Consider the following 13,763-nt stretch of genomic DNA (forward strand, 5'->3'; position numbering starts at 1 on the left):
TCATATCATAGTGTCGCATATTGTTGATAACAGTGAGCTAGGTGGAAATTCTCTGCGAGAATTCTGCAGTTCGCTAAATCTGAGGAAGGAATCAAGTTGTGAAAGGTATCAATTACGCTGATCTCAAAGCGTTGATAGAAGAGAACTCATGGACACAAAACAAACAAGGTGTCGATGCGAATGGCAGAATGATGCAGGCTTGGCTGGAAGCTCTGGGAATGACCACCACTGTCTATTACCGGGAAAACATTGGTAACCATTTGCTGTTTAGCAGCACAAAGATACAAGGGCTGCCAAAGCTGCTTCTCTTAGGGCATTTAGATACTGTTTTCCCGCCACATTCCTTCGAAGGTTTCAGAGAAAATGAAGAGTGGATTTACGGCCCCGGCAGCTGTGATATGAAAGGAGGCAACTTTGTCGCCTTGTCTGCACTGCGCCATGTATTTGCCGAACACGGACAGCTTTGCAATGTCGACTTTCTACTAGTCAGTGACGAGGAGACTGGAAGTGACGACAGCAAGGCCATCACCCAAGAACTTGCCACCAGATATGATGCCTGCCTGGACTTTGAAGCTGCCGGGGAAGATCATGAAGTTGTCAACGGACGCAAAGGCGTTGCAACCTATTGTGTCGAGCTTAACGGTGTTGCCGCTCATGCCGGTAACCAATACAGCCAGGGCAAAAATGCCAACCTCGCAGCCGCCAGGCTGCTCATTGCCCTGACCGAGCTGACCGATCTCGAGCAAGGGACCACCATCAACGTCGGCAAAATCAAAGGCGGCATCAGTGCCAACACTATCTCGCCACATGCCCAACTGATGGTTGAAGCACGTTTCACCCAAGCCGACGAGCAACAGCGTGTACTCGAGGCTATCCCCGTGCTGATCCACCAGCATGGCATTGACGGGGTCAGTGCAACCTTGAGCGGCGGCCTGCAGCGAGATGTCATGACGCCATCAACTGAACAGCAAGCCCTCATCGACAAACTTTCCCAACTGCTGGGGTATCCACTCAAGACCGAGCAAAGGGGTGGCGTCAGCGATGCTAATGTTACCTCAGGAGCCGGACTGCCAACCCTGGATGGCTTCGGTCCCTATGGCGATGGTGATCATACTGAGTTCGAACGCGCCTCCAAACGCAGTTTTAACCGCCGTATCGAAGAAGTTACCACAATAGTTCGTCACTATAGCCCCAAACCAAGCACCGTTAACTCTTAGTCGTGCTCCCTGCCCTTAACGAGAAATTCCAGTTCTCAAAGATGTTTATGTTACGCCCTCAATCTTAATTGGGGGCGTTTTCATTTGTCGTTGTTATACCACTTGGCTATTTGCTACAAATATATAAAATATCAATAACAAAGCCACCACGGAACAAGCGGGTTAGCTCGGTGCTGACGGCACATTCAGGCAACTAGACCTTCAGCACTTAAGGACAACAGTATGATTTTCACCTTCCCCAAGGCAAAAAGCCCCCTGACCGGCATCTTTCTGACGAGCATTGCTTTTTTGATCGGCATCTTTCCCCTTTCTGCCGAGGCGGCCGGACATGGCGAGACAATCCGGGTTGGTGGCGATCATAACTACCCGCCCTACGAGTTTCTCAACGAGAAAGGCGAGCCGGACGGCTATAATACCGAACTGACACTGGCTATTGCCGAGGTCATGGGGATCAACGTCGATATCCAACTCGGCGGCTGGGACGAAATGCGTCACCAACTAGAGACCGGTGAAATTGACGCCTTGCAGGGAATGGTGTTTTCCAAGGAACGTGCCAAAGGCTATGACTTCTCGCCGCCGCATGCGGTTATCCACCAGTCCGTTTTCACCCGTAAAGGCTTGCCGACAATTTCTGAGCTCACCGAACTGAAGGACAGAGAGGTCATCGTACAAAGCGGTGGTATCATGCATGATCACCTGCTGCAAAATAGAGTCGGCGCCAAGCTGATCCTCGTGGATACCCATGCCGATGCCCTGAGGCTACTGGCTTCAGGGCAACATGACTACGCGCTGGTAGCGAACCTTCCCGGCCTATACACTGGCAAGGCGCTCGAACTCTCCAACATCATCCCTGCGGGCAAACCTTTCGGAGCCCAGCTCTATGGCTACTCGGTGCTTAAAGGTAAACAAGATCTGCTGGCCCAGTTCAGCGAAGGTCTCGCTATCCTCAAAAATACCGGACGACAGCAGGCGCTGTACGACAAGTGGCTGGGCCCTCTAGAAGATAAGGGCATGGGCTGGAAAAATCTCGGCTTGGCTGCCGCTTTTGTCTCGACCCTGCTGCTGTTGATCCTCAGTATTATCATGTTCTGGAACCGGGCACTGAGCCGGGAGGTAGCAAGACGCACCCAGGAGCAGCAACTGCAACAGCAGCAGCTTATTCAAGCTGACAAAATGACTTCCCTCGGGATACTGGTCTCTGGCGTCGCCCACGAAATTAACAACCCCAGCAGCCTGCTGTTGCTCAACCTGCCGATCCTCAAAGATGTCTACCAGGATGCCGAAGATATCCTGGAAGCCCATTATCAGGAGCACGGTGATTTTCTTATCGGAGGGTTGGCTTACAGCCGGATGCGAGACGAAATCCCGCCAATGCTTGACGACATGCTGACCGGTACTCACAGGATCCGCAGGATTGTCGATGATCTCAGGGATTTTGCCCGCCAGGAGCCGACCGAGCTGAGTGAAACTGTCGATCTAAACGATGTTGTCGCCACAGCCATTCGCCTGGTCGACAATACTATTTCCAAGTCGACCCATCACTTTAACGTTGAATACGCCGAAAACCTGCCATGCTTTGAGGGCAACGCCCAGCGTATCGAACAGGTTGTGATCAACCTGATCATCAATGCCTGCCAGGCACTGGAAAGCCCAGACAACGGTATTTCGGTTCGCACTTTCTATCTGGCGCACGACTATATGCTTAAATTTGAGGTTTGCGACCAGGGACGTGGGATTGATCCCGAGCACCTGCCCCACCTGAGCGATCCTTTCTTTACCACCAAACGGGAACAAGGTGGTACCGGGCTCGGCCTGTCGGTATCTTTCAGCATTGTCCAGGAGCATGGTGGTACCTTGGCCTACGATTCCAAGCTCGCTCAGGGAACCTGTGTAACCCTTTCGCTACCCGCCATTAAAGGAACAACATCTTCATGAATATTAATCGCTACCCTAGTTTTGGCGTCTTGCTGGTTGATGATGAGGCGGCCTTTCTTCGCAGTCTCAGCATTGTTCTGGAACGACGGGGCGGCATCAACCATATTTTCCAATGCCAGGACAGCCGGGAAGTCATGGATATTATCGCCCGTGAGAATATCGGCCTGGTGCTGCTGGATCTGACGATGCCCAACATCTCCGGTGAAGTTCTGCTCCAGCGAATTGTCGAAGAGTATCCGGAAATCGGCGTGATTATCATAAGCGGCCTGAACCAGCTGGAAACGGCAGTGAACTGCATCCGTCTTGGCGCTTATGACTACTTCGTGAAAACCACTGAAGAAGATCGGCTTATCGAGGGGATTAAGCGCGCCATCCTGATGCAGGAAATGCGGCTTGAGAATCAGGAAATGCGTCGTCGCTTCCTTACCGACACGTTAGAGCGGCCAGAGGCCTTTTCGTCGATTATCACCGAAGACAAAGGTATGCGATCGGTATTTCAGTATCTTGAATCCGTTGCCCCCAGCAGCCAGCCAGTCATGATCTGCGGCGAAAGCGGCGTCGGCAAAGAACTGATAGCCAGAGCTATTCACACTCTCAGTGATCGCTCCGGCTCACTGATCAGTGTCAATGTCGCCGGACTGGATGACAACGTATTTGCCGATACCCTATTTGGTCATCACCGCGGCGCATTTACCGGTGCCGACAAGGCCCGAGCCGGACTGATCGAGCAGGCCGCGGGCGGGACGCTGTTCCTGGATGAAATCGGCGATTTAAGCCAGGCATCGCAAGTGAAACTGCTGCGTCTGCTACAAGAAGGCGAATACTATCCGCTGGGCAGCGACAGACCGAAACGACTTCGGGCACGTGTTATCGTTGCAACCCATCAGGATTTGGCACAGAAGCAAAAAGACGGCGATTTTCGCAAAGACCTTTTCTACCGATTGAAAACTCACCGCGTCGATATCCCGCCGCTACGCCAGCGCAGCAAAGATATTCCGCTACTGTTGGAGCATTTTCTTCAGGAGGCGGCAGATGAACTCGGGAAGAACAAACCAACTATCCCCAAAGAACTGCCGGTTCTGCTGGCCAACTATGCCTTTCCGGGCAATATCCGCGAATTACGCGCACTGGCTTATGACGCGATGAGCCAGCATCGCTCGCACATGCTATCGATGGATGTATTCCGTCAGGTTCTGGATCGGGAAATAACAACAACTGAGCCGGAAGATCTGGCCGAGCATATGCTTTTCAACCCGGAGCGACCGCTACCAACGCTACAGGAGGTAGGCGATCTTCTTGTCAACGAGGCCATGCTTCGCGCTCAGGGCAATCAGTCTTTGGCCTCCAAGTTGCTGGGGATCTCGCAACCTGCCCTGAGCAAACGACTAAAAAAGGCCCAGTCTCAATAACCCATTGCCATTAATCCAGAGCCAAGAACTAAGAACCAATAACAGGCTTCTAAACCCCTATAACCAAAAGAAAAGTTATAACCTCTGTCTTATGGGATAAGTTACTGATCACAAATGAATAACATCGATTTTACATCGGTAACTTATTCCTTTGGTTATACCCCTTCCACCAAGCGTCCACCCCCTTTAATATTCTACTTTTCTTTTTTAAAACATAAGGATAGTGGATAAATCCAAAACTGGCACTCTGCTTGCTCTATATAACCCCAGGTACAGTGGGAAACGCCCACTTAGCCGCTTATTAATGTATTACATACAAGAAGATACAGGGTGTTACCTGACTTCAGTGTACCGGCTATCTGGCTATAGAGAACCGGTAGTCAATAAGCAACGGACAAGGAACTAACATGGAACAAGCACAAGTGAAGAAAAGCCAGCCTGGCTTTTGGGGCAACCTGGCCCTGTGGAAGAAAATTCTGGTCGGTATGGTACTGGGTGTCATTGCGGGAAGCATTCTCGGACCTGATGCTGAAGTACTCAAGCCTATCGGTACTCTGTTTATCAACGCCATTAAAATGCTGATTGTCCCTCTGGTTTTCTGCTCGCTCGTCGTCGGTGTGACGTCAATGCAGGATACTCGTAAAATGGGCCGTATCGGCGTCAAATCTGTCGCCATTTATCTCGGTACGACTGCTGTTGCTATCAGTATCGGTCTGGGCCTGGCAACATTACTGACTCCTGGCGAAGGCCTGAATATGGCTGCATCCGCAGCAGCTTCCGAAGCCAAGGAAGCCCCGACCCTAGTGCAAACCATTCTTAATCTGGTTCCAAAAAACCCTATCAGCGCACTGGCAGCCGGCAACATTCTGCAAATCATTGTCTTCGCTCTTGGTCTGGGTGTCGCCCTTAACCTGTGTGGCGAAAAAGCCAAACCAGCTATTGCCGTGTTCGATAGCCTTGCCGAAGCGATGTACAAGCTGACTGAGCTTGTTATGAAGTTGGCTCCTTACGGTATCTTCGGCCTGATGGCATGGGTTGCCGGTAAGTACGGTCTGGATATTCTGCTACCGCTATTTAAGGTGATAGCCGTTGCCTATATCGGCAGCCTTCTGCACGTACTGGTATTCTACTCAGGTGTTATCAAGTTCGTTGGTCGCCTAAATCCAATTCCTTACATCAAGGGCCTCGTCAACCCGGCAGCCGTTGCGTTCACCACCACGAGCAGCTCAGGTACCCTGCCTGCAACGATCAAGTGTGCGCGTGAAGAAATGGGCGTATCTAAAGGAATTTCAAGCTTTGTTCTGCCTTTGGGTGCAACCATCAATATGGACGGTACGGCGCTTTACCAGGGTGTTGCTGCACTGTTTGTTGCCCAGGCATTCGGGGTTGATCTTGCATTTGCCGACTACCTGACCATCATTATGACCGCTACGCTGGCGTCTATCGGTACGGCTGGTGTGCCGGGTGCCGGTCTTATCATGCTGTCACTGGTACTGACCACCGTTGGCCTGCCAATGGAAGGACTGGCAATTATTGCCGGTATTGACCGTATCCTCGACATGGCACGCACCAGTGTTAACGTATGTGGTGACTTGATGGTTTCTATCTTAGTTGGCCGCAGCGAAAACGAGCTGGACACCGAAGTCTATAACAACACCGGTGAGGTCTATGGCCGCACTAGCGAAGAGGCAGCGTAAATCCCGCTAACTCAGCGACACAAAAGCAAAGGCCAGGTAAAGAATACCTGGCCTTTTTCTATCGATTTACCGCCATGATAACGATTAAATGAAGATACCTGACAGGAAGAAGCCAACTGGTACAGCACTAATAATGCCAAGCATACCCGGCAGGAAGAATGGGTGGTTAACGATCAGTGAGCCGTTCCACTTACTGCTCAAGAATGAGCCAGTATCATCGGTTGCGATAGCAAACGCCGTCGTCGGGTAGATGTTAGTCATGTACAGCGCACTGACGGCAACAAAGCTCGCCAGGATAGTACCGGCATCGACACCTAGCGTAGCAGCAATCGGTACTAGCAGCGCACTGGTTGCGCCCTGGCTAAACAACAAGGCACTGGTACCGAAGAAGACAACTGACAACAGAGCCGGATACTCGTTTAGTACACTACCTGCCACGTCTTTAATTTCACCGATATGGGCACCGATGATCGTCGAGCTCAGCCATACAATACCCAGAATAACAATCAGTGATTCCGCCCCGTCTCGGAAAATTGGCGCATGCTTGATATCCGTCAGCTGTACCTTACATGTCATTGCCATCACGAATGAGATAAACAGCATGGTAATAACGATAATATCTTTAGAGCCTAGGGTATGGCCAATAACCGATTTGAACATCAGCATAGCAACAATGAAGACCACGCCGCCCAAAAATAGCATGACAGAACGTTTTGCTTCAGGCGTTGGCTCGGCACCTTTATCTTCTTCTGAGCTAAAGTTGACCAGGCCTTTCTTAACGCGTTCTTGGTAAATTGGATCCTCGGCTAATTCAACACCTTGCTTGCTGGCCACAAAAGCCGCAACTGCCGATCCAACAAGGGCTGCTGGTAGAATTACACAAATGGCATCGAAGAAGTTAACACCCATCTTCTCAACGACAACATACATGGCTGCTGTTGCACCGGAGATTGGTGAAGCGGTAATCGCAATCTGAGAAGCCACAACCGCCGAGCTCAATGGCTGGCTTGGACGCACTCCGTTATCCTTGGCGACCTGCTGGATAACGTTCAATACAGACATTGCCGTGTAGCCCGTACCAGCAAGGGTTGTTAAGGTAAAAGTGGTCGCTGGCGCAAGGATGTTGATGTATTTAGGGTTATTGCGCAGCATCTTTTCAGCACACTTCACCATATAACCCATACCACCAGCTTGCTGCATCACAGACAAGGCCAGAATAACCGACATGATGATTAAAATAACCGAGACGGGGATCGAGCCGGGCGCCAAGCCCATAATATAGACAGCAATCACCATTCCGACGCCGCCCGCCAGTCCGACACCTATTCCGCCCAACCGGGCAGCAAGAATAATACATCCCAACAAGAGAATGATTTCCAACAACAGCATAGTAAGTCCTCTTTCTAGTTCTATAAATTATTTCAGCGCTCTTTAATCAAGACAATTAAGAAGCGTGTAACATCCTTCCAGCCAGTTTTTACCGCTGAATCATTTTGGAGAATGAATAACAGATATTTAAAAGATAAGATTATTGGCAACCACTAATACCAGTCTATTTATTATGTAGAGTTAATTAGAATGCATAGAATAAAGCAATAGGAGGTATTGACAGTAGAAACAGAGGCTCTAATATCTTGCACCTACAATGTCAATTACTTCATCGTCCCCATTTGTGTCAATTCGGCAAAAAATTTGAGCATGAATAATATTATTTTTATCAACTATTTACCTAGCCAACCCAAGCTATTCATCAATCTTATATTTTCTGGATTTACATAGACAATACTTAGCTTTCCACCGGGTTTGAAATGCAGAAAACTATCTGGTTATGCGTAATCAGCATCACTAAAATCCCACCCAGGTCACTGAATATTCAGCAAAACCATACATGACAACCTGTATGCATCATATTGATTACATGCAAGGCAAAACAAACACACACACTGACAAAACAAAAGTCACAACCAATCAAAAAAACCATAAAAAAGCGAGTATATTAACATAAGTTAGATGAGTAATTTTTGGACAATACCTGTTGGATATATATTTGTAGTACATAAAAGTCCTACCTGAATCACATAATAAAATAAGTGAACTAAATCACGCTTCCAGTTGAATTAAAATTCATAGTTATTCATTATTTTCAAACTAAGAAAACACTATTTGATTAAATAATTAGCACTATGCAATAAATGCATTATTGCTTACTTTTAAGCATTTCACTTTGAACAATAAAAAGAACATTGTGTCGGTGTCATTTCACTATCAATAAAGGTAACGGCTATGCTCGACAATTCTACTAAGGTTCGTATCGAAGAAGATCTTCTGGGTCAACTTGAAATTCCGGCATCGGCTTATTACGGGATCCACTCGTTACGCGCCTACCAGAACTTCAATATCTCGTCGATGAAGATTTCTGATGTACCTGAATTTGTTCGCGGTATGGTCTTTACCAAAAAAGCGGCGGCTAAAGCGAACGCTGAGCTCGGTACGATCCCTAGCGATGTGGGCAAGTACATCGTTGAAGCCTGTGATCTGATCCTAGACACAGGTAAATGCATGGATCAGTTCATCTCTGATGTATACCAAGGCGGCGCGGGTACTTCAGTAAACATGAATGCTAACGAAGTCATTGCCAACGTAGCCCTTGAACTGAAAGGCCACGAAAAAGGCGAGTATGACATCATCAACCCTAATGATCATGTCAACAAGAGCCAGTCAACCAACTGCGCTTACCCAACAGGCTTCCGTGTTGCCGTTTATAACAGCATCATGAAAATGATCGGTTCAATCGAACACTTACAAACTGCTTTCGATGCCAAGAGCGATGAGTTCCAGGACATTCTAAAAATGGGCCGAACTCAATTGCAGGATGCCGTACCTATGACGGTCGGTCAGGAGTTCCACGCATTCAGCATCCTGATTAAAGAAGAAATCAAGAACCTGAAATATGCCGCAGGTCTGCTACTTGAAGTTAATCTGGGTGCGACAGCAATTGGTACCGGTCTCAATGCACCTGAAGGCTACCAGGAACTGGCAGTAAAATACCTTGCTGAAGCAACGGGACTTGATTGCGTACCATCTGAAGATTTGATTGAAGCAACATCTGACTGTGGTGCCTACGTCACCGTGCACGCGGCGCTAAAACGTCTGGCAGTAAAACTGTCTAAAGTATGTAACGACCTTCGTCTTCTATCATCTGGCCCGCGCTCTGGCCTTAACGAGCTTAACCTGCCTGAAATGCAGGCAGGCTCCTCAATCATGCCAGCCAAGGTTAACCCAGTGATCCCTGAAGTGGTCAACCAGGTTTGTTTCAAAGTGATCGGTAACGATACTACTGTTACTTTTGCCGCAGAAGCCGGTCAGCTTCAGCTTAATGTCATGGAACCTGTTATCGGTCAGGCAATCTTCGAGTCAATTGAGCTACTCGGTAATGCTTGTGTTAACCTCGCCGACAAATGCATCAGCGGCATCACCGTAAACAAGAATGTTTGTGAAGACTTCGTCTTTAACTCAATTGGTATTGTCACTTACCTAAACCCATTCATCGGCCACCACGAAGGTGACATCGTCGGTAAGATCTGTGCCGAAACTGGCAAGAGCGTTAAAGAAGTAACACTAGAGCGCAAGCTACTGGCCGAAGAGCAGCTAGATGAAATATTCTCGGTGCAAAACCTGATGCATCCAGAATACAAAGCAAAACTATATAACTAATAACAACAATTAAAGGGCTTGAAAAAGCCCTTTTTTTTTTCCCAATAACAAATACAAGGGTGAACTCATTATGAAAACGAATCCAATACGACTGGGTCTTATCATTGCTGGCTTATGTGGTAGTTCATTGTCTTTTGCAGCCGACCTCCCCAATATCAAAATTTTAGCGACCGGCGGTACTATTGCCGGAGCTGGCCAGGCGGCAACCGACTCAAGCTACACCTCCGGCCAGGTGGGTGTTGATCAGCTTGTTGCGGCTGTACCTGAGATTAAAAACTTGGCCGATATCAGCGGCGAACAAGTGGTCAATATCGGCTCTCAGGACATGAACAATGAGGTATGGCTTAAGCTTGCCAAGCGCGTTAATTCACTGTTAGCACAAGACAATGTTGATGGTATCGTCATTACTCATGGCACAGATACCATGGAAGAAACCGCCTACTTCTTAAACCTGACGGTGAAGAGTGACAAGCCTGTCGTACTTGTCGGTTCAATGCGCCCGTCGACCGCCAAAAGCGCGGACGGCCCAATGAACCTTTACAATGCCGTCGTCACCGCTACTGACGAAGAAACCCATGGCCGCGGCGTACTGGTATCGATGAACGATACCGTTTTCGGTGCACGTGATGTAACCAAAACCAATACCACATCTGTTCAGACCTTCCAGTCTCCTAACTTCGGTCCGTTGGGTTATATCCATAACAGTGACGTGAAATATCAGCGCAGCCCTGCACGTCAGCACACCTCAAATACGGTGTTTGATGTTTCCAAGCTAACCGAGCTACCTAAGGTTGGTATCGTCTATAACTATGCCAGTGCTTCAGACCTGCCAGTGAAAGCCTATGTCGATGCCAAGTATGACGGGATCGTCAGTGCCGGCGTGGGCAACGGAAATATGTACCATTCGGTCTTTGACGCTCTGGCGAAAGCAAGCAAAGAAGGCACCATGGTCGTACGCAGTTCACGCACCCCTACAGGCTCAACGACACTTCATGCCGAAGTCGATGATGAGAAGTACGGCTTCGTGGCAGCCGGAGAACTTAACCCGCAAAAGGCCCGAATCCTACTGATGCTATCCCTGACGCAGACCCAGAACTATAATGACATTCAGAAAATGTTCCAATATTACTAATTAACAGATACAAACATTCATGAATGGATAAAACCAGGTAGTATCTAACAAAAAAGGGCTATTCCTATAGCCCTTTCTTAAATGGTAACCCGATATTCATCACCAATATAAATTAAATTCTCGAAATGAGTGCATATTCAAGTGCCATTAAACTTCTGTCCACTTAGTTCTTTCATTGGACTCACTTTGCTCAACTCATTCCACATTGCTTCACATGATGAATGCAGCTTGGAATAATAGCGATAAACATACAAATCCAACGGAACTGGCTCGCGTTCAGTCAATATTTTTAATTGACCTGATGCCAACTCGTCTTTTATCGCATAGTCTGGTAACCAGCTTATTCCCTTACCTTGTAACACCAGTGCTTTAATAAAATCTGTCATCGAAGATGAACACACAGTATTAGGTGTTAACTTGCCATTTGCACGATGTAGAGCTCTTCCCATATAACTTTCTGGTGTATAGTCCAAACAAGGAACATCATCATTATTTGCAAGATCAAAAAGCGGTTCTCCGCTTTCATCCACAGCAGAAACACAATACAGATAACTACGGCCAAGATAGATTGACCGGTAAGGTGCAACTTGTAACCTATCTTCATAAAATGAGAATAGAAAATCGCATTTTCCATCGATCAGTAACTCGACAGCATCATCAACTTCATTGGCATCAACTGATAAGCTGGTATTCAATTTAGGGTCGAACAGACTTGAGTGCAGTTTTGGCAACAAACTGATCGCAATAGAGTGTGCGGCACTGAGTCTGACCGTGTGCCGACCATGGAATGAGCTCCCTGCCAACCGGTTAATCTCTTCATCTATTTGATGCAAAATGGATTGTGCCGTTGTCTTAAACTGCTTTCCGCACAGAGTCAGTTCAATAGGCGATTTACTGCGATCAATTAATACTAAACCTAACTCTGCTTCAAGAGACTTAATTCGTCGACTAAATGCCGGTTGAGTAACATTTCGAACAGTTGCTGCATGAGAAAAATTTTTTAACTCGGCAAGAGTAAGAAAGTCTTGCAGCCATTTTGTTTCTATGTTTTTCATTCGTCATTCTCAGTAGTTTTGGTTCTACGGCAGTTATCATCCCTAAATAACTCAGTACAAAAAACCAGCTATTATTATAGACCATACGCAGGTGCTAGTAGCATCAATTAGTAATTAACATCTGTCTATTAAGTTGATCACAAAGTCCAAAAATAACATGATGCATTTTAATAACCAAGCCATTTTTTTCAGCATTTCACAAGCTCGGTGAATAATCATACCATCCAGATGCAACATCAAAAATAATTATTCACCCTTTGTGTTAACAAAATAAATAACAAGATAGGTACAAGTATATCTATCGCTTTATTCAATAAGAAACAAACCATCAAATTATTATAAGAAACCCGTACCCTAATAAATCAAAGGTCAATGATATGAACTTAATCATTAAGTTATTGTGTGGAATATTAATAGGCATACTAATGGGGATGTTTGCCCCTGAGGTAATTGTTCAAGGGCTGATAACTGCCAAATATTTGGTAAGTCAGTTAATTAAATTCACCATTCCGTTATTAATACTCTTCTATGTTACCAGTGGTATTGCCAGCCTGCCGAAAAATTCGGGGAAGTTGCTCAGCAAGACTGTTGGACTGGCTTATTTGTCAACTCTGGGAGCCGGTATTATTGCGTACATGGTGGCGAAAAGCCTGTTCCCAATCTTGCTTAGCGGCGCCGGGGAACTGCCTGAAGCAGACACCGTTCTCACCCCATTTCTAGCGCTTCAGATCCCGCCGGTCATGAACATCATGACAGCACTCACCATCGCCTTTATTTTTGGCCTCGGGATCTCCAATACCGGTGCCGAGCAACTAAAGAAAGTCAGCGATCAGGGTCGTGACATCATCGAGATGTTCCTGAATAAAGTAATGATCCCTGCGCTACCATTCTACATTGCCGGTGTCTTTGCCGATATGACTATCAAGGGGACGGTATTTGCCACCCTGCAAACCTTCAGCCTGGTACTGATTGCTGTTGTCGCCATGCACTGGTTCTGGCTAAGTTTCCAGTTTGTCACCGCTGGCGTGGCCCTGAAAAAGTCACCGCTGACCATCCTGCGCACCATGATGCCTGCGTACTTTACGGCTGTCGGTACCATGTCTTCGGCAGCAACGGTGCCGGTTACCTTGCAACAAACCAAGCGTAATGGCGTCTCGAACTCTATTGCTAACTTCGTTGTTCCTCTGTGTGCCAACATTCACATGTCAGGCTCGGTGATCAGTATCGCCAGTGTTGCGGTTGCCGTCATTATCATGACCGGCGCAGGCCCGGTTCCAAGCTTGCTTGAAGCCCTGCCGTTTATAGCCATGCTGGGTATCACTATGGTGGCAGCACCGGGCGCACCGGGCGGTGCTGTAATGGCTTCTGTGGGTCTGCTCGGCTCTATGCTGGGCTTCACCGAAGAGATGATTGCCCTGCAAATCGTACTCCATTTGGCCCAGGACAGCTTCGGCACCGCCTGTAATGTCACTGGCGACGGGGTCATTGCCCTGCTGATTGACAAGGTGTCAGACGCCCCAGAAGAAACTGAAGAAGGCTTAATTCCCGTCGAAGAAACCGCCTAACTCTCCTTCCACTGCTGGTTATCACTACAAGGGCTGTTT

The 13,763-nt window shown here is 47.7% G+C and carries 9 protein-coding genes; 7 read left to right on the forward strand and 2 right to left on the reverse strand.

The features are described from left to right. Positions 1-98 precede the first annotated feature (98 nt). The 4 genes from L4D19_RS01590 to L4D19_RS01605 all read left to right on the forward strand — a co-directional run bounded on the left by L4D19_RS01590 (position 99) and on the right by L4D19_RS01605 (position 6,258). On the forward strand, positions 99-1,217 hold the full coding sequence (locus tag L4D19_RS01590) for a M20/M25/M40 family metallo-hydrolase (protein WP_428450865.1): 1,119 nt from the start codon (positions 99-101) through the stop codon (positions 1,215-1,217). 222 nt (positions 1,218-1,439) lie between these two features. Then, positions 1,440-3,152 carry a transporter substrate-binding domain-containing protein gene (locus L4D19_RS01595; protein ID WP_428450866.1) on the forward strand — a complete coding sequence of 571 codons (1,713 nt, stop codon included), beginning with the start codon at positions 1,440-1,442 and terminating at the stop codon, positions 3,150-3,152. Then, entirely contained in the window at positions 3,149-4,561 is a 1,413-nt protein-coding gene (locus tag L4D19_RS01600) for a sigma-54-dependent transcriptional regulator (protein WP_428450867.1), read from the forward strand. The genes L4D19_RS01595 and L4D19_RS01600 overlap by 4 nt, the downstream gene beginning before the upstream one ends. A 407-nt stretch (positions 4,562-4,968) precedes the next feature. Beyond that, positions 4,969-6,258 (forward strand): dicarboxylate/amino acid:cation symporter, encoded by a 1,290-nt coding sequence (locus L4D19_RS01605; protein ID WP_428450868.1) that lies wholly within the window; start codon positions 4,969-4,971, stop codon positions 6,256-6,258. Between the two features lie 84 nt (positions 6,259-6,342). Here the strand turns inward: L4D19_RS01605 and L4D19_RS01610 are convergent, their stop codons facing one another. Continuing rightward, complete coding sequence (locus tag L4D19_RS01610) at positions 6,343-7,647, reverse strand: anaerobic C4-dicarboxylate transporter (protein ID WP_428450869.1); 1,305 nt, start codon at positions 7,645-7,647, stop codon at positions 6,343-6,345. 894 nt (positions 7,648-8,541) lie between these two features. Here L4D19_RS01610 and aspA point away from each other — a divergent pair. Together aspA and ansB are read left to right on the forward strand one after the other, a co-directional pair. Next, positions 8,542-9,972 (forward strand): aspartate ammonia-lyase, encoded by a 1,431-nt coding sequence (aspA, locus tag L4D19_RS01615; protein WP_428450870.1) that lies wholly within the window; start codon positions 8,542-8,544, stop codon positions 9,970-9,972. 70 nt (positions 9,973-10,042) lie between these two features. Next, positions 10,043-11,104 (forward strand): L-asparaginase 2, encoded by a 1,062-nt coding sequence (ansB, locus tag L4D19_RS01620; protein ID WP_428450871.1) that lies wholly within the window; start codon positions 10,043-10,045, stop codon positions 11,102-11,104. Positions 11,105-11,241: 137 nt separating this feature from the next. On the opposite strand, the gene L4D19_RS01625 is transcribed toward ansB, so the two are convergent. Then, positions 11,242-12,159: a LysR substrate-binding domain-containing protein gene (locus L4D19_RS01625; protein WP_428450872.1), complete on the reverse strand. Its 918-nt coding sequence runs from the start codon at positions 12,157-12,159 to the stop codon at positions 11,242-11,244. A 377-nt stretch (positions 12,160-12,536) separates the two neighbouring features. On the opposite strand from L4D19_RS01625, the gene L4D19_RS01630 reads away from it, so the two are divergent. Then, complete coding sequence (locus tag L4D19_RS01630) at positions 12,537-13,724, forward strand: dicarboxylate/amino acid:cation symporter (protein ID WP_428450873.1); 1,188 nt, start codon at positions 12,537-12,539, stop codon at positions 13,722-13,724. Positions 13,725-13,763: the final 39 nt, after the last annotated feature.

Source organism: Photobacterium kasasachensis (genome assembly GCF_050336885.1).
Classification (GTDB): domain Bacteria; phylum Pseudomonadota; class Gammaproteobacteria; order Enterobacterales; family Vibrionaceae; genus Photobacterium; species Photobacterium kasasachensis.